Raw genomic sequence first — 22,735 nt, 5'->3', positions numbered from 1 at the left:
GCATTCCCAGCCGCGCGCCAATTGTTCAGCCGCGCGCCAAATTCAGCCTGCGGCTGAACAATTGCCCTGCGGATTCGAAACCACACAAAATTCGATCTGCCCCTGGACAATCAAGAGGCGAAATCCGACTGTGCACAGCGATGAGGGGAAATTCGTGGAAGACCAATTTCTGTCCAAAGGCCAGAACATCGAGCTCCCCGACGAACTCGATCAGATCGACATCGTGATCACCTGGGACAATACGGAATTCGGTGTCGATGCCTCGGCATTGCTTCTGGGTGCCGACGGAAAAGTCAGGTCCGACGCAGACTTCGTCTTCTACAACCAACAGGAATCTGCTGACGGCTCGGTTCGCTATCTCGGCCGCCGCGAAGCCGAATCCGGTCCACACGAGCGCCTCCTCGTCCACCTCGCTGCTGTACCCGATCAGGTCGACGCGATCGCTTTGATAGGCAGCGTCGACACCGGCTCTTTCGGCGACCTCGGCAAACTTGCGCTCCAACTGGTTGATTCCGGTGGCTCTCCTATCGCCCAATACGTCACCGCCGACGCGTCCACCGAAACCGCATTCGTCTTCGGCCAGGTCTATCGACGTAGCGGGAAGTGGAAACTTCGCGCAATCGGCCAAGGTTGGGCTTCAGGCCTCGCCGGGCTCGCCGAAGACTTCGGAGTCGACGTGAGTGAGGATGCCCCCGTCGAGGAGCCTGGGTCACCTGAGCTCGAGGCAATCCAACCGATATCGGAACAGGAACCGTCAGTCACAGAGCCCTCAACGCCCGCGAAGCCCGTCCGACAGCGTGGTGTTCGTACAGCGAAGCCGGTGCCCAAGAAAGCCCCACTACCCGAATTCAAGCACGCAGAGTCCGAGGCCTGGCAACCTGCACGACTCTTCTCTGTGATCGGCGTCGGAACCGGTGAGGAACAAGAACGACGCACCACGTCGGCATTGGTTTCCACGATGCAAGCGGTTCCATTGTTTGCGCGGGCGGTTTCGTCCCGCGTGGGCGCGCCGGCCGGCTCGTTCGAGGGCTATGTCGAAGTTCCCTACGTCAAAGGTGAATCTCGGGTGATCCCGGATGCAGTGTGGCGCATCGCCCGCGGAAGCCGGCTCTGGACCGGCTTGCTCGAGGCAAAGACTGGAGCAGGCACCCAAACCCGAGAGCAGCTCGAAAACTATCTCGACGTCGCCAAGAAGAACAAGTACGACGTCGTGATCAGCCTGTCCAACGACTTGCCTGCCGGCGCCGGCGAATTACCCGTCGAGGTGGACAAGCGCAAGCTCACCAAAGTTGCGCTGCGGCATCTCTCTTGGGCAGAAGTCATCCACGAGGCTCGGATGGTGCTCTCGCACGGCGGAATCGACAATCCGCTGCAAGGTTGGATTCTCAGCGAATTTCTCCGGTACATCGAACATCCCAAGTCCGGGGCCGCGGAGTTCGTCGACATGGGTCGGCACTGGGTATCGATACGCGATTCCGTGAGCGCCGGAACTCTACGTCCTGGAGATCCGAAGGCAGCGGCGGTCGCTCAGTCGTGGATCGCGCTCGCGCGGAACCTTGCGCTGCGGTTCACTGCAGATCTCGGTGTCGTCGTCAAACACGTGTTGCCCCGTCGGGTGGTCAACGATGCGGATGCGCGTACCGCGCTGACGGTCAACGAATTGGCGAACGACGGCACCTTCAGCGCCACCCTCCGAATCCCCGACGCAGCCGGAGAGCTACGGGTTACTGCTGATTTGAGAACCAACAAAGTGAGCTGTAGTACAACGGTTTCTGCACCAGACGAAGGCACTTCGGGAAAACGAGTCACCTGGGTTTTGCGTCAGTTGAAGAATGCTCCTGCCGAATTGTTGGTCGAAGCGTTGTTCACTGGCCCGGCCTCGTCGACTTGCGAGACCGTTGCATCCGCGCGCACAACGCCACGTCTGTTGACAGACAGTCAAGGCGGCCAACTCAGTTCATTCGTACTGACACAGTCCTTCACACTCGGCAGCAAGCGTTCGGGTACTGCTGCGAGTTTCATCAACAGTGTGACCAGTTCGGCCGAAATCTTCTACTCCGAAGTCGTTCAACCGCTCCGTGAATGGGTCCCCGCCGCCCCGAAGGCGTCCGATCTCCCTCGTGAAGAACAAGTCGACAACGAAGACTGACAATGAACGAGATAGTCATAGAGCGCGCAACGGACGAGGACGCCGCGGAAATCCTTGTTCTACAACGCTGTTGCTGGGTTTCGGAAGCAATCTCCAACAACAGCATGGACATACCCCCGCTCCACGAGGACCTACCCACGGTCCGAGCCTGGGTTCAGGAGTCGACTGTCTGGACCGCACGACGCGGCGGCCGGCTCGTCGGGGCCGTGCGAGGAACCGCGGACGGAACCGCATGGCAGATCGGTCGCCTCATGGTGGCACCGGACTTGGCGGGCAACGGCCTCGGCCGACGCCTCTTGCAGCACGTGGAACAGAACGCTCCGGAGCGCATCACACGTTTCGAGCTGTTCACCGGAAGCAGGAGCCTGCGGAACATTCTCCTGTACACCCGAGCGGGCTACTCCCAATTGCCGCCGGACCCCAGCCACATCCCCGGAGTCGTCTACCTGTCCAAGCCGAACGCCATCAACTCCGACTGAACGGCGATACTGACTTCTGTGGTGAACATTCGCGTCGCAGCGCAGACAGACTTGCCGTTCTTACGTGAGCACGACTCGCACGTCGGTGCCGAGGAACTCGCGTCAGTGGTCCAACGCGGCCGGATACTCATCGCCGAGGACTACGGTAATCCAATCGGATGGCTGCGCTGGGGCTTGTTCTGGGACGAGATTCCGTTCATGAACATGCTGACCGTCCTGTCTTCGAACCGCGGCCAAGGCATCGGTCGCGCTTTGGTCACAGATTGGGAAAAACGCATGAGCCGCGCGGGACACTCGCAGGTCCTCACCTCCACACTCGCCGACGAATCAGCCCAGAACTTCTATCGCGCAATGGGATATACCGACGCGGGAGTTCTTTTACTCCCAGGCGAGTCCTCCGAAATCTTCCTACGTCGAGACCTCGATACGACGACCGATCTGACCGATCCCCACATTACCCACGAGTAATATATGGTGGTCGTCACACCACGATCTCAGGGTGGGGCGTGGCACACCAATGTGGAGGACGAGTATGTCGTCAAGGGTCTTATCTCGCGCAGTTGTCGGAGTACTCGCGCTTGCACTGACAGGCGTCGGCGCACCGGTAGCGCTCGCGCAGCCAGTCCTTGCCAAGTCCCCCGATGACGGTTTCTACAGCTACGACGGCGCGGCACCCCTCTCGTCGTACGCCCCGGGTGCGGTACTCGAGACTCGCACCGTGCCGTACACCGTGCTCAACATCCCGACCCCGATACAGGCAGTCCAGGTTCTCTACCGATCAACCGACGCCCTCGGTCAGCCGTCGGCCAACGTCACCTCGATCCTGCGCCCGGCCAACGCTCAACCGGATAAAGTTGTTTCGTACCAATCCTTTTACGATTCACTGAACCCCGACGACAGTCCGTCGCGGGCCATCGCGGGCAACACCCCGATCGGAGATTGGACGCCGAGTGGGCGCAATTTCAACGTCGGCGGAACCTTCACGTCCATCGAGGCAGCCTTGTTCGGGCCGCTCTTCGCCCTCGGCTACACGATCGTCGTCCCGGACACCGAAGGCCCGGATGCAAACTTCGCTGCCGGACCCGAATACGGGATGATGACGCTCGACGCTCTGCGTGCCGCCCGCGATGTCCCGGAAACCGGAATCACCGACGACGCAGAGATCGCGCTGATGGGTTACTCCGGCGGAGCGATCGCCACCAACTGGGCTTCGATCCTCGCTCCCGCATATGCACCGGAGATCAACGACAACTTGATCGGTGCCGCGCAGGGCGGCGTGCTGGTCAATCCGGCCAACAACCTTCGCTACGCGAGCGGAAGCATCGGGTGGGGTGGCGTTGTCGGCATGGCAGTCGTCGGCGTTGCGCGTTCGTACGACATCGATTTCGGGAAGTATCTCAGCGACCGTGGACGCGACGTCATGGCTCGACTCGAAGACGCGTCCATCGGCAATGTGCTGGCACAGTATCCCGGACTGACCTGGCAGGATCTGGTCAAACCCGAGTACGCCGATCCCAATACGGTTCCCGAGTACGTCGATGTCGTGAACAAGATCAACATGGGCACCGCGGCGACACCGACCATTCCGATGTTCATCGCGCAGGCGGCCAACGGCACCATCGAGGGCACCCAACCCGGCGGCCCCGGTGTCGGAGCGGGAGACGGCGTGATGATCACGGGCGACGTCCGCACCCTCGCACGCAAGTACTGCGACGCCGGCCTGGCGATTCAGTACGACCAGTACGACACCATCAGCCACTTCCTCGGCGCCATGCTCTGGCTCCCCGGTGCGCTCGCCTGGGTCGACGACCGCTTGAACGGCAAGCCTGCACCGTCCAACTGCGCGAACATTGCACCGGGGAACTCACTTGCGCCGCAAGAACATGCGCGCTGACTGACAGCGACCCCGAATCTACTTCGACGGCTCCACCTCCCAGCGAACGTGAGTCACCAACGGTTCCAGGCTAAGCCGGCTGACGGCGGATTCCAGGAGTCCGTCGTCACGCTCCGCGGCAGCCAGTTCGGCCACCACCCGCACGCGGTCGCTGTCCGGGATGTCGAAGGACTGCACTGACCGGAGCTGAAACTCGGGCCTCGAAATGGACTGCACGGTAAGACCTCTGATGTGAGCTTCGGCGTCGCCGTGACAGGTCACCTCGAAGGTGTAGTCCGCGGGCGGTTCTTCGCGTCCGGTTCGGGCAGGCTGGTGATCCATCATCCGACCCAACGGCCTCAACAGCGTGTTCGCCAACATGATTGCGCCGGCCCCGAACACCGCGACCCAGTACATTCCGCCTCCGGCCAGTGCGCCGACGGCGGCCGTGGCCCACAGAGTGGCGGCAGTGTTCAGGCCGGTGACCGACGCACCCTGCTTCATGATCACTCCAGCACCGAGGAAACCGATCCCCGAGACGATCTGCGCTGCGACGCGCGTCGGATCAGCGTCCGGGCCCTGAAACCCGTACGCGCCCATGATGACGAAGAGCGTCGCACCCAAGCTCACCAACGCGTTGGTTCGCAGACCCGCCATCCTTGCGCGCCATTGCCTTTCGATACCGACGGCAGCGCCGAGGACGAGCCCGAGCGCTATCCGCACAAGGATGACGTGGATTTCCACGGTGAACTCCTAGAGCCAGGTCGCGAATCGACGAATGAACATTCCCTTGGCCACCTGCGTGACGACGCAGTATGCCCCGAGGGTGAGGACCAGCCACGGAAAGTAGTTCCACGGCAGTGAAACCAACCCGAGGGAATGACCCCAGGACGTGAACGGGAACACCAGCGCGAAGACGCAGGCAGCGCCCGTACTGAGCAGTACCGGCAGCGATGCACGCGACTGGATGAACGGGATCTTGCGGGTGCGGATCATGTGAACGATCAGCGTCTGCGAGATCAATGACTCGATGAACCAACCCGATTGGAACAGCGCTGCATGCTCGGGAGAGTTGGCGGCGAACACGAACCACATCAGCGCGAACGTCGAGATATCGAAGATCGAACTGATCGGGCCGATGAACACCATGAACCGGCGAAGGCTCTTGGTCTCCCACTTGCGGGGCTTCGCGAGGAAGTCGTCGTCGACACGGTCCCACGGGATCGTGAGCATCGAGAGATCGTAGATCAGGTTCTGCAACAACAGAACTACGGGAATCATGGGGATGAACGGCAGCAGGGCACTGGCGACGAGCACCGAGAAGACGTTCCCGAAGTTCGACGACGCAGTCATCTTGATGTACTTCTGGATGTTTCCGAAGGTACGACGCCCTTCGATGACTCCTTGTTCGAGTACACCGAGGTCCTTCTCCAGCAAGATGATGTCCGCGGATTCGCGGGCGATGTCCGCCGCTGTGTCAACGGAGATGCCGACGTCCGCAGCCCGCAGTGCGGGTGCGTCGTTGACACCGTCACCGAGGAAACCAACCGTGTGGCCGACCCGGCGCAGCGATTCGACAATGCGTGCCTTCTGCATCGGATCCGTCTTCGCGAATACGGTTGTCCGCTGCACCAACTCGTCGAGGGCGTCGTCGCTCAACGCTTCGATCTCGGCGCCGGAGACCACGGTCCCGACATCGATACCGACTTTGCCGCAGACGGTTTCGGCGACCAGTTCGTTGTCACCCGTCACTACCTTGACCGCGACTCCGTGGCTCGCGAGGGCTTCGATCGCCCCGGCCGCAGATTCCTTCGGCGGGTCGAGGAATGCCAGCAGACCGACCAGGGTCATGCCCTCTTCGTCGGCCGTCGAGTACTCGCGGCGCTGCTCTTCGACGACTGTCTTGGTTGCCACCGCAAGCACTCGCTTGCCTTGACCGTTCAGCTCCGCGACCAGACGGTCGACTCGGGCCAGCCATCCCGGTGTCAATTGGTGGGTCACCCCGTCCAGTTCCACCGATTCACAGACCGAAAGGAGCTCTTCCACTGCACCTTTGGTTACGATCAGATCGGCGTCTCCGTGGTCGACCACCACGGAGAGTCGACGGCGCTTGAAGTCGAAGGGAATCTCGTCCACCAACCCGTGCCGACGCGAGATCTCCTCGACCACTTCGGGACCGGCGGCCTCGATCACCGCGTCGTCGAGAAGACTGCGCAATCCGGTCTGATTCACGGAATTGACCGCCGCTAGCCGCAATACGTCCTCGGACTTACGTCCGGCAGTATCGAGATGCTCACCGAGAACGATGCGGTCCTCGGTGAGAGTTCCGGTCTTGTCCGTGCACAGACCGTCCATGGCACCGAAGTTCTGAATCGCGTTGATCTGCTTGACGATCACCTTCTTGCGCGACATGTGGAGCGCACCCTTGGCCAGGTTCGCCGTCACGATGAGCGGCAACATTTCCGGAGTCAACCCCACCGCGGTGGCGACGCCGAAGAGTAGTGCTTGGCTCCAGTCCTTGGTCAGTCCGTTGATGATGAACACCGCGGGAACCATGATCAGCATGAACTTGATCAGCAGGTAGCTGACACTGCGCACCCCGACGTCGAAGCTGGTTTCGGGTCGCTTGGACGCCAATTGTGCTGTCATGGCACCGAAGTAGGTCCGCTTGCCGGTGTGTACCGCAACGGCGGTGCCACTGCCCGACACGACGGAAGTACCCATGAACCCGATGTTCTCGGCTTCGAGCAGCCGATCGACGTCGATCCCCGACGACGGGTCCGCCGACTTCTCGGCCGGCATCGATTCACCGCTGAGCATGGACTGATTGACCTGTAGATCCTTGGCCCGAATGATGCGGACATCGGCCGGGATCATGTCGCCGGCGGCAAGCTGGACTACATCACCTGGCAGTAACTGCTCGATCGGAATCTCAGCCGTGACCACGGTGTTGTTGATCTTGCGGGTGGCCGCGACGGTCGTCGTAACCATCGCCTTGAGCGCCTCGGCGGCGCGACTCGAACGGTATTCCTGCCAGAACCTCAGTGAGACACTGACAAAGATCATCAGCCCGAGGGTGATGATGCCCTCGTAGGAGGGACCGTCTTCCGGGTCTGCCCACACCACGTCGGTCCCGACCATGATCAGGGCGAGGAATACCAGGATCAGGATGAACGGGTTCTTGAAGGCCCCCGCGAACTGCACGATTGCCGGCGCCGGGCGGTCGTGGCGGACATCGTTGCGCCCGTATTGCCGACGAAGATCGTCGATCTGATCGTCGCGAAGGCCGTTGGCCGTCGTGGTCAGATCGGCGAGGACGGTGCGCGTGTCAGAGGCCGAGTAGTCGACCAATTCCTGTGCGCTTTCCTTTGCCAGGACTGTTGAATGTGTTTGTTGTGCACTGTTTCTCGTGGGCCGTGGCCGCAATGCGAGAACGGAAAATGACATGACGAATCTCCTCGGCTGCCCGAACACGCCGGACCATGCCAGTGCATGAGGGCAGCAGAATGCGCTGAGCGACAATGGAAGTCGTCAGCGGACGCGGCAAAGCCGCGCAGATGAAGCCGAGGATGCAAAGAGTCAGTGACTGAAGAGCAAAAGACCGGGGTGAGCATCGTCGGCAAGAACAGAAGGATGGGTCGAATATCGACTCGGCGGGTCGTCCACGATGGTCACCTCCTGAAAGTTCGGGGCGTCCGATGACGCCACACAAGTACATGCGCACAGCACACGCCAGGAGAACCGAATATCGACGTACTCTCGCCTTCGCCGGAAGAAACCGGCATCAAGCTGCGAAAACACCTCCACGTCCGAGTTTTGGCACTGCACGACGTGTCCCGATCGCGACCGGGAAGCCACTTTGGATCACCCCTTAAGCCGGGGAGATCTGTCCTAACCTTGGGCGTCTCTCGACGTCGTGAGATCAGTGGCCTGTGTTCGTGCAGAAGCCTCACCTAACGAGGTACTGCACCCAGAGGGTAGTTCTCAAATCTGTTGCCTGTCAACCGAGCAACTCAGACGGAGGGCAATCCTGCCCGTGCGACGGCGCCGGCGAAGAGTGCCGTCACGGCGGCACCCATGACGCTCTGATCAACTTCTTCCGGATCCACCGAGTGCTCGAGAACGAGCCCGGATATCAAGGCCATCAACGAGATTGCAGTGGTCCGCACATCGAAGGAATCGTCCACTCCCCATTCGCGGGCACGTTCACCGATCAACTCCACGAGTTGACTGCGCAAGTGGCGACGCTCACGTAAGTACGCCTGAGCGATCTGCGGATCACGTCCGGCGAGCACTCCGAATTCGAGGACGAGAAGCGACCACCCCGGGTCGTCGACCATCCACGTTGCAATGGCCTCGCCACCTTTGCCCGCCGCGTCGGCGGGGTTCATCCCGGCGATCTCGGCAAGCACACGGCCGGCCAGTTCGAGAGACCGTTGCGCGAACAGTTCGGCGAACAGATCTTGTTTCGACTCGAAGTTGGAGTAGACAGCCCCCTTGGTGAAGCCCGCTCGGCGGGCAACTTCAGTGAGACGTGCAGCACTGAATCCGCGCTCCGCAAACTCTTCCGCCGCAGCGTCGAGCAGTCTTTGCCGCACCACGTCACGTCCGGGGCGGGTTACCGGCGTCCAGTCCGGTTGACGAGATTCAGTCACGATACCTAGAGTATTCAATACCTCGGGTATTGACAAGCTCTTTACTTTCGACAAGATCAGGACTCTTTCGTGACCACTACGCATCCGGCACACGCCGCACCAGACAACAGCTCCACCCACGACGAACACCACCACGACAATCTGCTGGTGAAATACGGCGCACCCAAGGTGATGGCCGCGCTGTTCGTCGGCGTGCTCCTGCTGCAGATGGGCTTCATCCTCAGCTACGTCGCCGCCTTCCATCAGCCGACTCCGCGAGACATCGAAATCGCGGTCATCGCCGATCAGGGCACACCCGACGGCATGGATCAGCAGATCGCCGACAAACTCAACGCCATCGACGGCAGCCCGCTCGACGCTCAGGTGGTCGACAGCACGGCGACCGCTCGCCGCATGATCAACGACCGCGAGATCCAGGGCGCGTTTGTCATCAACCCGGCCGGAGCGGACACCCTGATCACCGCGAGCGCGGGCGGCAGCTCCATCGCTACGTCACTCGAAGCGGTGTTCACGAAGGTCGAGGCGACACAGGACCGACAGTTCGTCGTCCGCGACGAGATCCCCGTCGGAGCCCACGACAACCGCGGCCTCTCCGGCTTCTACCTCTCGGTCGGCTGGGTCGTCGGCGGCTATCTCCTCGCGGCAGCCATCGGACTGTTCATCGGTGCGCCGAAGACTCTCCGCCAGGCAAGCGCACACACGGGCGTGATCGCGATCTACTCGATCATCTCGGGAGCCCTCGGCGCCCTCATCACCTCACACGTACTCGGAACCTTCGCCGGCCACTGGTTCCCGCTCTGGATCCTGGGAACAGCCGTGGTGTTCGGCACCGCCATGTTCACACTCGGATTGCGCGCCGCCATCGGCGTTCTGGCAGTCCCGCTGGCTATCGCCGTCTTCGTGATCCTCGGCAATCCCAGTGCGGGAGGCGCATTCGGCTCCAACGTGATTCCCTCGTTCTACGCCGCCATCGGCCGGTGGATCACACCTGGCGCCGGCACCGAAGGCGTGCGGAGCATCGTCTACTTCAACAACGTCGGCGTCGGCCAGCCTGCTCTGACGCTGTTCCTGTACGCGCTGATCGGTGCGGTCATGCTGTTCGGCTTCACGATCCGTCGTAACCGAAAGTCCACCGACACGACGCCGACTCCAGCTGTGGCGAACGCCGACTAGTCCTAGTCTGAACTCATGACGAGCCTCCTCCACCCCAACGCCTCGCACGTCGCCGAAACACTGATCTCGCGGGGTCACCACGGCGTCATCGTCACGCAGCCCGACGCCACGCACACCGCGGCCGAGGCAGCGGCGGCCGTCGGGGTGGAGGTAGGCGCGATCACCAAGTCACTGGTGTTCCTTCTCGACGACGATCCGGTCCTGCTGCTGGTCTCCGGCGCGCATCAGGTGAATCTGAAGGCCACCGGCGAACGCCTCGAAGGCAAGCTCACGCGGGCGACGCTGGAGATGGCGAAGTCTGCGACGGGCCAGCCGATCGGTGGGGTCGCTCCGCTCGGGCATCCCACCAACCTGCCGACGTACATCGATACCGCCCTCGAGCAGTACCCCGAGTTGTGGGCAGCCGCCGGGCACCCCAACACCGTCTTTCGCACGACGTACTCCGAACTCCTCCGAATCACCGCCGGCCTCGCCGTCGACATGGACTGAAGCACTTCAGCCAACCCGGTCCGAAACCACTCAGACGTGCGTCCACCTATAGTTGGACGCACCATGTGCACTGCAACCAGGACCCCGGCCGGCAACCACTGGCGTCGACGGCACGTAGATCTGTGCCGCACCGACGCCTGTCTGTGTATGCCGAGCGCAGTCACCTCGACCACACCGCACACCTCGAGTTCCAGCCGGAGAGTTCCCGTTGTCTGACAAGCCGAATGCCGTTTCCAGCCACACCACCCCCGACGTCCCCGAAGTAGCAGCGACGCCCGAGTTGTCCACCGGCATCTGCGCCGGTGACTACCGCGCTGCGCTTCGCCGCCACCCCGCCGGTGTCACCGTCGTGACCCTCGATTCGGGTACCGGCCCGGTGGGTTTCACCGCCACTTCGTTCTCGTCCGTCTCCCTCGAGCCGCCGCTCGTCTCGTTCAACATCGCGGAGACGTCGTCGAGCATCAATGCCCTCAAGGCAGCCGAGTCCTTGGTGATCCACCTTCTCGGCGAACATCAGCAGCATTTGGCCCAGCGCTTTGCGCGTAGTGCCGATCAGCGTTTTGCAGACGAGTCACTGTGGGCAGTGCTCGACACCGGGGAACCGGTGCTGCACGGCACCCCCAGCTGGATGCGCGTCAAGGTCGACCAGTTGATCCCTGTCGGCGACCACACGCTGGTCATCGGACTCGTCACGCGGGTTCACGCCGAAGAAGACGACGAATCCGCTGCCGCGCCCCTGCTCTACCACGAGGGCAAGTACTACCGCCCGACTCCGTTGGGTCAATAGACAACTGTGCGCCTTTATTAACCGCCCGCGGTTAATAAAGGCGCACAGCAAGTTAGAGCGCTACGTACTTGGTATCGAGATACTCGTCGATACCCTCGGTTCCGCCTTCACGGCCGAAGCCCGATTCCTTCACCCCACCGAACGGCGCGGCAGCATCGGAGATCGCGCCGCGATTGACGCCGACCATGCCGGTGTCCAGCTTGGCCGAGACGCGCATCGCACGGTCGATGTCGCGGGTGTAGAAGTACGCCACGAGACCGTACTCGGTGTTGTTCGCAGCCGCGATCGCTTCGTCTTCGGTGTCGAAACCGACCACTGCCGCAACGGGTCCGAAGATCTCTTCCTTCAGCAGGCGCGCGTCGGCGGGCACCTGGTCGAGGACCGTCGGGGTGAAGAAGAACCCGGGGCCTTCGGGTGCCGATCCACCGGTGCGAACGCGAGCACCCTTGGACACGGCGTCGTCGACGAGTCCGGTGACGGTTGCGAGCTGCTTGGTGTTGATCAGCGGTCCGATGTTGGTGCCCTCGGCGTCACCGGCGCCCACCTTCAAGGCCGCAACCTTGGCGGTGAACTTGTCGGTGAACTCCTCGCGCACCGAGTTGGCGACGTAGATGCGGTTGGCCGCGGTGCAGGCCTCGCCGCCGTTACGCATCTTCGCGAGCATTGCGCCGTCGACAGCTGCGTCGATGTCCGCGTCGTCGAAGACGATGAACGGTGCATTGCCACCGAGTTCCATCGACGTGCGGAGCAGCTTGTCAGCAGCATTGCGCACCAACAACTTTCCCACGCCAGTGGAGCCGGTGAAGGTGACCTTGCGCAGACGCGCATCTTCCATCAGCGGTCCACTGATGGAGGCCGCGTCGGACGTCGGGAGGATCGAGAGCACACCGTCGGGCAGACCGGCATCGGCGAACACCTGACCGAGGAGCTGCATGGTCAGCGGCGTGTCCTCGGCGGGCTTGACGATGATGGTGCAACCGGCAGCCAGCGCCGGTCCGATCTTGCGTGTGCCCATGGCGAGCGGGAAGTTCCACGGGGTGATCGCGAGGACCGGTCCGACGGCTTCCTTGGTGACCAGGATGCGACCGTTACCGGCCGGAGCCTGCGTGAAACGTCCGCCGATGCGTACTGCTTCCTCGCTGAACCAGCGCAGGAATTCGCCGCCGTAGTTGACCTCACCGCGGCTCTCTGCCAACGACTTACCCATTTCCAGGGTCATCATCAGCGCGAAGTCCTCGGCGCGGGCGTGCAGCAATTCGAAGGCGGTGCGCAGAATCTCGCCGCGTACACGTGCCGGAGTGGCCGCCCAGTCTTCCTGCGCCGCAGCGGCGAGGTCGAGCGCGCGGATACCGTCGGCAGCGGTGGCGTCGGCTACCTGGGCGAGTTCCTCACCCGTTGCCGGGTTGTAGACCGCAAAGGTCTTCTCGGCCGGGACGAGCTTGCCGCCGAGCCAGAGACCCTTGGGTACCGAGTCGAGAAGATCCGAGACGTTGGACATGTCAGTTCCCCTGTGCTGCAGTGCGGATAGCGGTCTCGAGGACGGTCAACGCGTCGTCGAGCAGCTCTTCGGAGATGACCAGCGGCGGGAGCAGACGGATGACGTTGCCGTAGGTACCGCAGGTGAGGATCACGACGCCGGCAGCGAGGCATTCGGCGGCGATCTTCTTGGTGATGTCGGCGTCCGGCTCCTGCCCACCGGGCTTGACCAGCTCGATGGCGAGCATCGCGCCGCGACCGCGAACGTCACCGATGACGTCGAGTTCCTTTGCCAGTGCGTTCATTCGGCCGACGACGGTCGACTCGATGGTGCGTGCGCGGCCACAGAGGTCGAGCTCACGCATCTGGTCGATGGACGCCAATGCAGCGGCGCAGGCGACGGGGTTACCGCCGTAGGTGCCACCGAGGCCGCCGGGGTGGACAGCGTCGATGAGCTCGGCGCGGCCCGTGACAGCGGCGAGCGGCATGCCGCCTGCGATGCCCTTGGCGAGAGTGACCAGGTCGGGGACGATGCCCTCGTGATCGCTGGCGAACCAGGCGCCGGTACGAGCGAAGCCTGCCTGAACCTCGTCGGCGATGAAGACGACGCCGTTCTCCTTGGCCCACGCGACGAGCGTCGGGAGGAATCCTTCTGCGGGAACGATGAATCCACCCTCACCCTGAATGGGCTCGATGAGGATGGCGGCCGTGTTGGCAGCGCCGACCTGCTTCTCGATCATCGTGATGGCGCGCTGTGCGGCCTGCTCACCGGTGATCTTGGAGCCGTCGACATTGAGGCCCTCGCGGTACGGGTAGGACATCGGGACGCGGTAGACCTCGGGGGCGAACGGACCGAAGCCGCTCTTGTACGGCATGGACTTCGAGGTCAGTGCCATCGTGAGGTTGGTGCGGCCGTGGTACGCGTGGTCGAAGACGACGACTGCGTCGCGACCGGTTGCGTGACGGGCGATCTTGACGGCGTTCTCGACGGCTTCTGCGCCGGAGTTGAACAGCACGGAACGCTTCTCGTGGTCACCGGGGGTGAGCTCGGCGAGACGCTCGGCGACCTCGACGTAGCCCTCGTACGGAGCGACCATGAAACAGGTGTGGGTGAAGTGCGCGACCTGATCCTGAACTGCGGACACGACGGCCGGGTTGGAGGCGCCGACGCTGGTCACCGCGATACCGGCACCGAGGTCGATCAGCGAGTTGCCGTCGACGTCGACGATGACTCCGCCGTCTGCGTCGGCGACGTAGACCGGGAGGGTGGATGCGACGCCGGCGCCGACGACCTTCTTACGGCGTTCGGCGAGCGCAGCCGAGCGCGGGCCCGGGAACTCCGTGACGATGCGACGCTCCTGCGGAAGCCGGTATTCGATTGCACTCATGTGACCACCCTCTCGGTTGTGTATTGCATTCGAGTATGCGACGCGCGAAGCGTCGCAAGCACTGCCGAAATGGATACCCGGAGCTCCAGGGCTACTCCATATCGGCAACGACAGCTAGCCTTGATCAGGTGACGGTTCCGATCTCGTGGCTCTTGCGCCAGAAACACCTCTCGCTGGCTCTGCTCACCGACCGAGCAGCTGCCACCCACCCCGTCACGTTTGCGCAGGCCACAGAGCTGACGGACCCCACCCCGTGGCTTTCCGGCGGCGAATTGGTGCTCACCACCGGGTTGGCACTGGTGGGCGCGGACGCCACCGACTACAGCGAGTACATCGACCGTCTGGCCGCCGCAGAAGTATCGGCTCTGGGTTTCGGGACCGGCCTTTCCCACGAGAGTGTGCCCACAGACCTGATTGCCGCCGCCCGCAGCCGCGGACTCCCCCTGCTGGAAGTGCCGTTCACGACCCCGTTCGCGGCAGTCACGCGCGCGGTGATGACCCGTCTGAGCCAGCAGGAATACGAATCGGTACTCCGCGCGGCAGAAGTACAGACGCGCATCACCCGCGTTGCACTGCGCGGTGGCGTGTCGGCCATCGTGCGCGAACTGGCCACGGCCACAAAAACTTCGGTGGCGTTTGTCGGAGATCGGATCACCGCGGTGCATCCGGCAAACCAGAAGTCGTTGATCACCGAGGTTCGCGCGGTCGCGGCGACCACCCGCGATCCCAACGCTCCGGCGTCGATCTCGCAGAGCACACCCGAACGGACGCTGACACTGTCCCCCGTCGGCGTCACCGACAGCTGGCACGGCTACCTCGCCATGGCGGGCGCCGGGCCCCTGAGCAATATCGACAGAGTGTTGCTCGGGCATGCGGTCTCGCTGCTCACTCTCGAACTCGAGAAACCGGTTCGACTACGGGCCGAGCGAACTCGACTCAACGCCATGGCTTTCGGGCTCTTACTCGACGGCCGAATCCCCCAGGACGGTGTGCCGTCGTACTTGGACGAAGCGAGCGACACGCACGGCAACATTCGTGTCGTCCACGTTCGCGGATCCGGACTCGGCCCCGTTCTTCGCGAACTCGACAACGCTCTCGCGCGAGCAGGCCGGCCGTTGTTCGCGCAATCCGAGGACGGTTCGCTGACCGTCCTCCTCCGAGGAACCGACACAATCGACACCGCCAAAACACTACTGGCGCAGCTCTCCCCCACCGAAGCGAAAGCCGTGCGTGCCGGAATCAGCACCCCTCACCGTCTTCTCGACGCACCCCGCGCACTCGTCCAGGCCCGCGCCGCGGCCAACCTCACGACGGCTACGGCGCGTATTCTCGAGTTCGACGCTCTGAGTGGTTCGACGATTCTGGCATCCGAGTCTGCCCGTGAGGCACTGATCGCAATGGCTGCGGACACCATCCCGGTGTTGACGGAACACGACCAGGCACACGGAACCGCACTGGCCGCGTCTTTGCGCGCCTATCTCGAGGCAAACGGCCAATGGGAATCGGCCGCAGCCGAACTCGGTGTTCATCGGCACACCCTCCGAGGTCGCATCGCACGCATCGAGGAACTGCTGCAATGCGACCTCGGGCAGGCCAGGGTCAGAGCCGAACTGCTGCTATCGCTACTCGCCTGGGAGGGCCGCTGAACCCTCCGCGGCGTCTACCGAAGCGAAACTGGACGCACCGCGAACGAGTAGTTCGAGTTCGGCGTCGACCGTGCAGAGACGGGCGGTGTCCAGCGCTCCACTGCGGCTCACACTCGACATCAAAGCCGTGAACCGGCGCACCGCTTGCGGATTGGCGGCGGTCCACAGCTCGACGACCTCCGGAATACCTTCTCCGAGCGCTCCGGACACGAGGTCTGCGAAACGCGCCGTCAACCTGGCGTGGACGGCAGCGCTGCCCATGACCTCCCAATGCGAGGCACCGACGGCGACGTCGACGCCGCCGAGAACATCGCCCAGGTCGAGAGCGTCGGAGAGTTCCCGATAGATCGCGGCTGCGGCCGCGGCCGTCGTATTCTCCTGCAGTGCAATGTCTGCCAGGGCGAGTGCTCCGAAAGACGCCTCGATGCGCTCGCTTGCCGACAAACCGTCGGTGAGTTCCCGCACCGGGGCTGCCCACCGATCGATGTCGGCGCGCGGGTTCACGGTGAACCGGCCGGCAGCACCCGGGCGGCGCAACACCCAGCTCATTTCGGATTCCAACAGCTGCTGCAAGCGATCGAGAGCCTTCAGCTGTTCGGTGGCACTGAGATCGGAGTTCAGGATTTCACGTCGAAGGTCCTCCGTTCCAAGCACTTCGCTGACTACGGCGTAGGCCAGAGCCGCTTCCGGACTGCGAACTCCGAGGTGTTCCTCGAGCCGGAACAGCACGCCGGGGCCGACGCGGTTGACCAGTTCGTCGACCACCGAGGTGATGATGATGTCGCGGCCCAACCGATGTGCGCGGACTGCGTCCGGTGCGGCCTCGACGACGGAGAGCGGGAAGTACTGCGGGAGACGATCGGCGAAGATCTGATTGTCCGGGACCGTCGATGCGCCCAGTTCCGCAGTCAGTACGTTCTTCGACTGCGCCACCAGCACAGCAAGTTCCGGCCGCAGGAGACCCTGCCCGGCACGCGCCCTGACCGCCAGCGCCTTGGCGTCGGGCAGAGATTCTTCCAGTCGCTTCATGGCGCCCGCCGAGACCAGGTTCTCGATCAACCGCTCGTGCTGATCGAGCAGGGCCGGTGCGCGGTGCTCGGCCAGGCTGATCGCGAGGGTCTGATCTTCACTGGCCTCGAGCACCGATGCGGCCACCTCGTCCTGGGCCGCCGCGAGTAGTTCATTGCGCGAGGTCGAGTCCAACGCCGCGAGTGCGATCTTGATGTTGACCTCACGGTCCGAGGTAGCCACGCCGGCCGCGTTGTCGATGAAGTCGGCGTTGATTCGGCCACCGCCAGCGGCATATTCGATGCGGGCACGCTGGGTGAAGCCGAGGTTGCCGCCCTCACCCACCACGGTGGCACGCAACTCGTCAGCGCTGACGCGAACTGCGTCGTTGGACGGATCGGCCGCGTCGACGTTGCTTTCGGTCGACGCTTTCACGTAGGTACCGACGCCGCCGTTCCACAACAGGTCCACCGGAGCACACAGGATCGCTCGGATCAGTTCCTGCGGGGTCAGCTTCTCCTCGGTGATTCCGAGGGCCGCACGCGCCTCGAGCGGAAGGCGGATCGACTTCGCGCTCCGCGGCCAGACGCCACCGCCCGGCGACATCACGGTGCGATCGAAGTCGTCCCAGGACGAGCGCGGCACGGTGAAGAGGCGAGCGCGTTCGGCAAAGCTCGTCTCGGTGTCAGGGTTCGGGTCGATGAAGATGTGGCGGTGATCGAATGCCGCGACCAGACGGATCTTGTGCGAGAGCAACATTCCGTTGCCGAACACGTCGCCGGACATGTCCCCGATACCCGCGACGGTGAACGGATCGGTGTCGACATCGAGGTCGCGCTCGGCGAAGTGCCGTCGAACCGCCACCCAGGCGCCGCGAGCGGTGATGCCCATCGCCTTGTGGTCGTAGCCGGCCGAACCGCCGGAAGCAAAAGCGTCGCCGAGCCAGAAACCACGCTCGACGGCGATGCCGTTCGCGACGTCCGAGAACCGTGCGGTCCCCTTGTCTGCTGCCACGACGAGATAGGAGTCTTCACCGTCGTACTCGATTACTTCTGCCGGGTGTACCGCAGCGCCGTCGACGATGTTGTCCACCACGTCCAGCAAGCCGCGAATGAAGGTGCTGTAAGACTCCTGCACCTGCGCCGGAGTCGGTGACGACGTGCCCCGAACCACGAACGCGCCCTTGGCACCCGAAGGAACGATCGGGGAATTCTTCACGCTCTGGGTCTTCATGAGGCTCAGGGCCTCGGTGCGGTAGTCCTCGTATCGATCCGACCAACGCAGGCCGCCACGGGCGACGGAGGAACTACGCAGATGAACGCCTTCGACATTGGGTGCGCTGACGTAGATCTCGCGGAAGGGAACGGTCTTCTGCGGGGTGGAGAGCAACTGCGAGTCGATCTTGAACGACGCGTACGGCAGCGGGTCGCCGGACTCACCACGCAGGTACCAGTTCGTGCGCAGAGTCGCCTGCAGGAACGAACGAACGCCGCGCAAGACGCGATCCTCGTCGAGAGTGTCTGCACCGTCGACTGATTCGTCGATGGCCGCCGCCGCGGTGGCCACTGCTGTCTCCCGCAATCCTGCTACGGCGGGATCGAAACGCGCAGTGAAGAGTTCGATTGCCTGCCGTACGAAGAGTGGCTTCGCTGCCAACACTCCGACGATGTAGCTCTCGGACAGCCCGATACGAGCCTGAGCGAGGAAACGGCACGCAGCGCGCAGCAACTCTGCGTCGCGCCACGTGATGTCTGCTCGTCCGATCAGACTGGAGAATGCGTCCATCCGGGTCTGTCCGGCGATGACGGCTTCGAAGGCGTCCGCCATCTTCTCCAGCGCACTGCCGTCGAAGGTGCTCGGCTCGAAGGTGAAGTAGTGCGCCGAACCCAGAACGGTCGGAAGGGGGCGGTGCGTCGAAACTCGGAGTCCGAGGGACTCGAAGTTCTCGCACAGATCGGAGAGGGAGGGCTCTCCGGACGGCCACAGCACCACACAGGTCAGATCGTCACTGTTCAGGTTGTCACCCTGACGGAAGACGAGTCGCTGGCCCGCTGCGGCCAATTCGGCGACCAGTTCGAGCGCCGGGTCACCGGATCGATCACCGCCTGCCGGTCTCGATTCTGCAGCTGCGGTCTTGGTCGCCGATGATGTGCTCGCCATTGAACACCCTCCTGGAAATTATTGGATCCGAACACTTTCCAGTGTTGCGTGGATCACCGGAAAGAGGTCGTGCCCGATAGGAGTACCAACCCCCATCGGGCACGACATTTCGGCAGTTGCGGTGAGCTCAGTCGCCCAACCTGATCGGAGCAAGCTCCTCGAACACGTCGCCGGGTCCGGGATTCTCGGCAGGCGCAGCGCCGCCGAGATGGTTGACGACGCCCCATACCGCGTTGATCGCGGTCTGGATCGCGCCCTCAGCCCAGCCGGCGGTCCACGACACGTCGTCACCGGCGAGGAAGATTCCCCGATGACGCGGTTCGAGATCATTCTGCACGAAGTGGGAGAACAGGCGCTCCTGGTAGCGGTAGTGCCCCGGAAGGTTCGCCTTGAATGCGCCCATGAAGTCGCGCTCGGTTTCCCACGACAGCGTCACCGGGCTCGAGATGATGTGGCTGCGGAAGTCAACGCCGGGGTAGATCTCTTCGAGAGAGCGCAGCATGATGTTCATGCGCTCGGTGGCGTCGAGCGCCAGCAGCTTCAGCGAATCGTCCGACCAGGTGTACGACAAGCAGATCAGGCCTGGCTTGCCCTCGCCTTGATCGAGCAGGTAGGTGCCGCGACTCATACGGTCGGTCAGTGTCATCGACACCGAATCACGGCCGGTCACGGGGTCCTTGTCCTTCCAGAACGGGCGGTCGACGAGAACGAACACCTTGGTCGAACCCATGTAGTGAGTTCGCTCGATCGCAGTCCAGTGGTCGATCGGGAACAGATCGTCGTCACACCTGATATTGTTCAGCAGCATCCAACTCTGCACTGTCACAACGGCACTCGCATACGTGCGAATGAAACCTTCGGAGTCCGTCACCGTGATGTTGCCGGGCTCGGTACGCCGGAGTTCGGTGACGCGGGGACGCGTCTCACCGTCGTTGAGCGAAGCGACCGTAGTACCGGCAGGCCAATGCGCCATGTGCGCCGGGGCGCGGTTCCACAACCGCATCGGCAGCTGCTGCGATCCACCGACGATGCCGCGGTGGTCGTCGTCGGCGGCCGTGATGACCACACGAAGGATTTCGAGGATCGAGTTGGGGTAGTCGGTATCCCAACCGCCCGTACCGAATCCGACCTGTCCGAACACTTCCCGCATGTGGAAGGACTTGAAGTGCTTCGACGCGGCGAGGAATCCGTAGAACGTCTGGTCGTCGTAGCGCACCACGAGGTCGTTCCAGATCCGCTTGATTTCTGCGGTGTCGCGGTCACGAATGGCCTGCTGCAACGGAATCAGATCGGCATGCTCTTCGAGAGTGCGCTGCCAGGCCTGCGCCACCTCGGTGTAGATCGGCGGCAGATCCTCGAGAGTGTGCGCGTAGTGGCTCTCACCCTTGAGATCGATGACCGTGCTCGGTGTGACCTCGGCAAGGGGATTGGGGAACTCTTCGGTCTGCAGACCCAGTTCGTTCAGGTAATGGAACAACGTCGTCGACGACGGTGGGAAACGCATTGCGCCCATCTCGGCGACAACCCCGGGGTGCCCGTCGAACTCGACCGACCGCATCCGGCCGCCGATCTGATCGGCTTCGTAGACAATCGGTTTGAGACCGATCTTGAGCAACTCGTAGGCCGCGATCATGCCGGAGAGTCCGCCACCGATCACGGCAACCTCGGTACCCAGTGCCAGGTCGGGCACCGAGCCGAGTCCCGCCGGACTGGAAACGTAGTCGTCGTACGGGAACGGAAAATCCGGTCCGAACATCGTGAGGGGCGGCTGCTTGCCGGGTTCCGAGGAACTGTCCGGAGCTACTGGGATGGTCATCTACGGTTCTCCTTGGAGACAGTCGTGACAGGAAGGTCTGGATACAGATCGAGGCGTCGATCGTCGAGATGTGTATTGAGAGTGCGCGATTGCGCGACGGTGGCGGCGGCGATGTCCGCGAAGAGCAATTCCTGGTCGCCGCCGGCCCTCGCCAACTCGGCACCGTCGGGCGCGATGGCGCACGAGAGACCGCAGTAGGTCAGCTCGGTTTCGGCGCCGCAGCGATTGACGTAGGTGACAAACATCTGACTCTCGTATGCGCGGGCCGGAACCACTTGCTGCGCAATGTGTTCGTACGGAGTCATCAACCCTGTCGGCACGATGAGCCATTCGGTACCGGAGTCGGCATGGGCCCGAACCGCTTCCGGAAATTCCACGTCGTAGCAGATCAACAATCCGCAGCGGATGCCCTCGAAATCGAACCCGACCACCAGGGTCTCACCTGGCCGAAAGTGCTCACGGTCGAGCGTGCCGAACAGATGCGTCTTGCGGTAGTGCGCAAGCGAAGTGCCATCGCGGTCCACCACCTGCACGCTGTTGTAGACGTCTCCCCCGTCGAGTTCGGGGTAGCCGTAGACGACTGCGATGCCTGCACTTCGAGCAATCTCGGCGACGGAATCGAAGATAGGGCCGTCGGCCGGCTCCGCGCGTAGCGACACCAGTTCACCGATGTCGTAGCCGGTTGCGGACATCTCCGGCGTCAGCAGGATCTTCGCACCGGATGCCGCAGCCTCGCGGGCAGCAGTGTCGATTGCAGCGAGATTGAACTCCACCGACGCAAAGGTGTCCGGGGTGGTGAGCGGACCTTGGAACAGGCCAACTCGAACTGAATCGACATGCATGGTGCGCTCCTTCAGGAGTTCCGTGACGCCAATTTTCGACGGTGTGTGTGACGGGGACAACTACCAGCGTGACGGGTGCCGCCAATCATGTCAACTCTTGTTTCCTAAGAATCAACATTCACGGATTCGAGTCTCACGAAGACGACGCGCGGGGCCCTTCCGGCAATGCCGGATTCAAGACCCACAGAACCTTCGCCAGAACCGAGCCTTCGGCCTGAAAACTATGGTTGTGCGTCGGCGTGAATGTGAAGGAATCGCCCGCCGCAAGTACGACGTCTTCGGCATCGACGGCCTCACCGTTCGGATCCGTCCGACCGCCCTCGAACGAGACCCGCAAGCCGCCCTCGAGCACGTGCACGAAGTTCACGTCGATCGGCAGACTGTAGAACTCCCGACCACTTCCGCCGCCTGGTTCCAGCTCGCCCAGCAGCACCTGAATTCGACGCTCGTTGGTAGGCGTGAGCAGGTACTCCGTCATCTTTTCGCCACCGAAGCTGATTTGCGGCATGGCGTCGGCGCGGACCACTTCACCGGCGGACGCATTCTCGAACAGGGATCCGACAGGGATCTCGAGCACCGCGCACACCTTGATCAGGGTCGCCACCGACGCGTTGACGTGATCGCGCTCGAGTTTCGAGAGATACCCCTTGGTCACACCACAGGCCTCGGCCAGGTCGTCGAGGGTCAACCGCTTCGATTGACGTGCCGCCTTGAGCCTCGCCCCGATGCGCGGTCCGATCGGCTCGACCGCTTCCTTCGCCTTGGCCACTGAACCCACTCCTTCACGACCGCCG

At 63.0% G+C, this 22,735-nt stretch carries 17 protein-coding genes and 1 riboswitch; of the genes, 8 read left to right on the top strand and 9 right to left on the bottom strand.

Annotation, left to right across the window (positions count from 1 at the left end; translation table 11 throughout):
* The first annotated feature begins 154 nt into the window (after nt 1-154).
* The 4 genes from BH682_RS03120 to BH682_RS03105 all read left to right on the top strand — a co-directional run bounded on the left by BH682_RS03120 (nt 155) and on the right by BH682_RS03105 (nt 4,522).
* Nucleotides 155-2,149, top strand: a complete 1,995-nt coding sequence (locus BH682_RS03120) for a TerD family protein (protein WP_075832023.1) — start codon at nt 155-157, stop codon at nt 2,147-2,149.
* 2 nt (nt 2,150-2,151) lie between these two features.
* Nucleotides 2,152-2,628, top strand: a complete 477-nt coding sequence (locus BH682_RS03115; protein ID WP_058039272.1) for a GNAT family N-acetyltransferase — start codon at nt 2,152-2,154, stop codon at nt 2,626-2,628.
* Nucleotides 2,629-2,646: 18 nt separating this feature from the next.
* Nucleotides 2,647-3,096 (top strand): GNAT family N-acetyltransferase, encoded by a 450-nt coding sequence (locus BH682_RS03110; protein ID WP_083954637.1) that lies wholly within the window; start codon nt 2,647-2,649, stop codon nt 3,094-3,096.
* A 64-nt stretch (nt 3,097-3,160) separates the two neighbouring features.
* A complete protein-coding gene (locus BH682_RS03105; protein ID WP_075832021.1) occupies nt 3,161-4,522 on the top strand; it encodes a lipase family protein in 1,362 nt (453 codons plus the stop codon).
* A gap of 18 nt (nt 4,523-4,540) precedes the next feature.
* Here BH682_RS03105 and BH682_RS03100 read toward each other — a convergent pair whose 3' ends face one another.
* The 3 genes from BH682_RS03100 to BH682_RS03090 form a co-directional block, all read right to left on the bottom strand.
* Nucleotides 4,541-5,245, bottom strand: a complete 705-nt coding sequence (locus BH682_RS03100; protein WP_003941187.1) for an MgtC/SapB family protein — start codon at nt 5,243-5,245, stop codon at nt 4,541-4,543.
* A 9-nt stretch (nt 5,246-5,254) separates the two neighbouring features.
* On the bottom strand, nt 5,255-7,948 hold the full coding sequence (mgtA, locus tag BH682_RS03095; RefSeq protein WP_075832019.1) for a magnesium-translocating P-type ATPase: 2,694 nt from the start codon (nt 7,946-7,948) through the stop codon (nt 5,255-5,257).
* A gap of 347 nt (nt 7,949-8,295) precedes the next feature.
* Nucleotides 8,296-8,469, bottom strand: a riboswitch (M-box (ykoK) riboswitch).
* Between the two features lie 45 nt (nt 8,470-8,514).
* Entirely contained in the window at nt 8,515-9,099 is a 585-nt protein-coding gene (locus BH682_RS03090; protein WP_042950568.1) for a TetR/AcrR family transcriptional regulator, read from the bottom strand.
* Between the two features lie 126 nt (nt 9,100-9,225).
* Between BH682_RS03090 and BH682_RS03085 the strand changes: the two genes are divergently transcribed.
* The 3 genes from BH682_RS03085 (at nt 9,226) to dszD (ending at nt 11,605) form a co-directional block, all read left to right on the top strand.
* Nucleotides 9,226-10,329 (top strand): hypothetical protein, encoded by a 1,104-nt coding sequence (locus BH682_RS03085; RefSeq protein ID WP_075832018.1) that lies wholly within the window; start codon nt 9,226-9,228, stop codon nt 10,327-10,329.
* Nucleotides 10,330-10,344: 15 nt separating this feature from the next.
* Entirely contained in the window at nt 10,345-10,818 is a 474-nt protein-coding gene (locus BH682_RS03080) for a YbaK/EbsC family protein (protein WP_042922726.1), read from the top strand.
* A gap of 208 nt (nt 10,819-11,026) precedes the next feature.
* Nucleotides 11,027-11,605, top strand: a complete 579-nt coding sequence (gene dszD, locus BH682_RS03075) for an NADH:FMN oxidoreductase DszD (protein ID WP_003941189.1) — start codon at nt 11,027-11,029, stop codon at nt 11,603-11,605.
* A 52-nt stretch (nt 11,606-11,657) separates the two neighbouring features.
* Here the strand turns inward: dszD and BH682_RS03070 are convergent, their stop codons facing one another.
* Both BH682_RS03070 and gabT read right to left on the bottom strand, forming a co-directional pair.
* On the bottom strand, nt 11,658-13,103 hold the full coding sequence (locus BH682_RS03070) for an NAD-dependent succinate-semialdehyde dehydrogenase (protein ID WP_042922728.1): 1,446 nt from the start codon (nt 13,101-13,103) through the stop codon (nt 11,658-11,660).
* A gap of 1 nt (nt 13,104) precedes the next feature.
* Complete coding sequence (gene gabT, locus BH682_RS03065) at nt 13,105-14,469, bottom strand: 4-aminobutyrate--2-oxoglutarate transaminase (protein WP_007727077.1); 1,365 nt, start codon at nt 14,467-14,469, stop codon at nt 13,105-13,107.
* A 128-nt stretch (nt 14,470-14,597) separates the two neighbouring features.
* Here gabT and BH682_RS03060 point away from each other — a divergent pair, with 128 nt between their 5' ends.
* The gene (locus BH682_RS03060) at nt 14,598-16,115 is read left to right on the top strand and encodes a PucR family transcriptional regulator (RefSeq protein WP_064688664.1); all 1,518 of its coding nucleotides are present in this window, start codon (nt 14,598-14,600) and stop codon (nt 16,113-16,115) included.
* On the opposite strand, the gene BH682_RS03055 is transcribed toward BH682_RS03060, so the two are convergent.
* From BH682_RS03055 to BH682_RS03040, 4 genes are all read right to left on the bottom strand, one after another.
* On the bottom strand, nt 16,092-19,283 hold the full coding sequence (locus BH682_RS03055) for an NAD-glutamate dehydrogenase domain-containing protein (RefSeq protein WP_075832016.1): 3,192 nt from the start codon (nt 19,281-19,283) through the stop codon (nt 16,092-16,094). The two genes, BH682_RS03060 and BH682_RS03055, sit on opposite strands and share 24 nt — an antisense overlap.
* Nucleotides 19,284-19,410: 127 nt before the next feature.
* Nucleotides 19,411-21,099: a flavin monoamine oxidase family protein gene (locus tag BH682_RS03050; protein ID WP_007727084.1), complete on the bottom strand. Its 1,689-nt coding sequence runs from the start codon at nt 21,097-21,099 to the stop codon at nt 19,411-19,413.
* Nucleotides 21,096-21,941, bottom strand: coding sequence for a carbon-nitrogen hydrolase family protein (locus tag BH682_RS03045; RefSeq protein WP_063315099.1), 846 nt, complete (start codon nt 21,939-21,941; stop codon nt 21,096-21,098). The genes BH682_RS03050 and BH682_RS03045 overlap by 4 nt, the downstream gene beginning before the upstream one ends.
* A 133-nt stretch (nt 21,942-22,074) precedes the next feature.
* The gene (locus tag BH682_RS03040) at nt 22,075-22,710 is read right to left on the bottom strand and encodes a helix-turn-helix domain-containing protein (protein WP_082920573.1); all 636 of its coding nucleotides are present in this window, start codon (nt 22,708-22,710) and stop codon (nt 22,075-22,077) included.
* Nucleotides 22,711-22,735 lie beyond the last annotated feature (25 nt).

Origin of the sequence: Rhodococcus sp. YL-1 (assembly GCF_001942025.1) — a bacterium.
Classification (GTDB): Bacteria; Actinomycetota; Actinomycetes; order Mycobacteriales; family Mycobacteriaceae; genus Rhodococcus_F; species Rhodococcus_F qingshengii.
The sequence above is the reverse complement of the archived record's forward strand: the minus strand, read 5'-3'. Positions and strand labels throughout refer to the sequence as shown.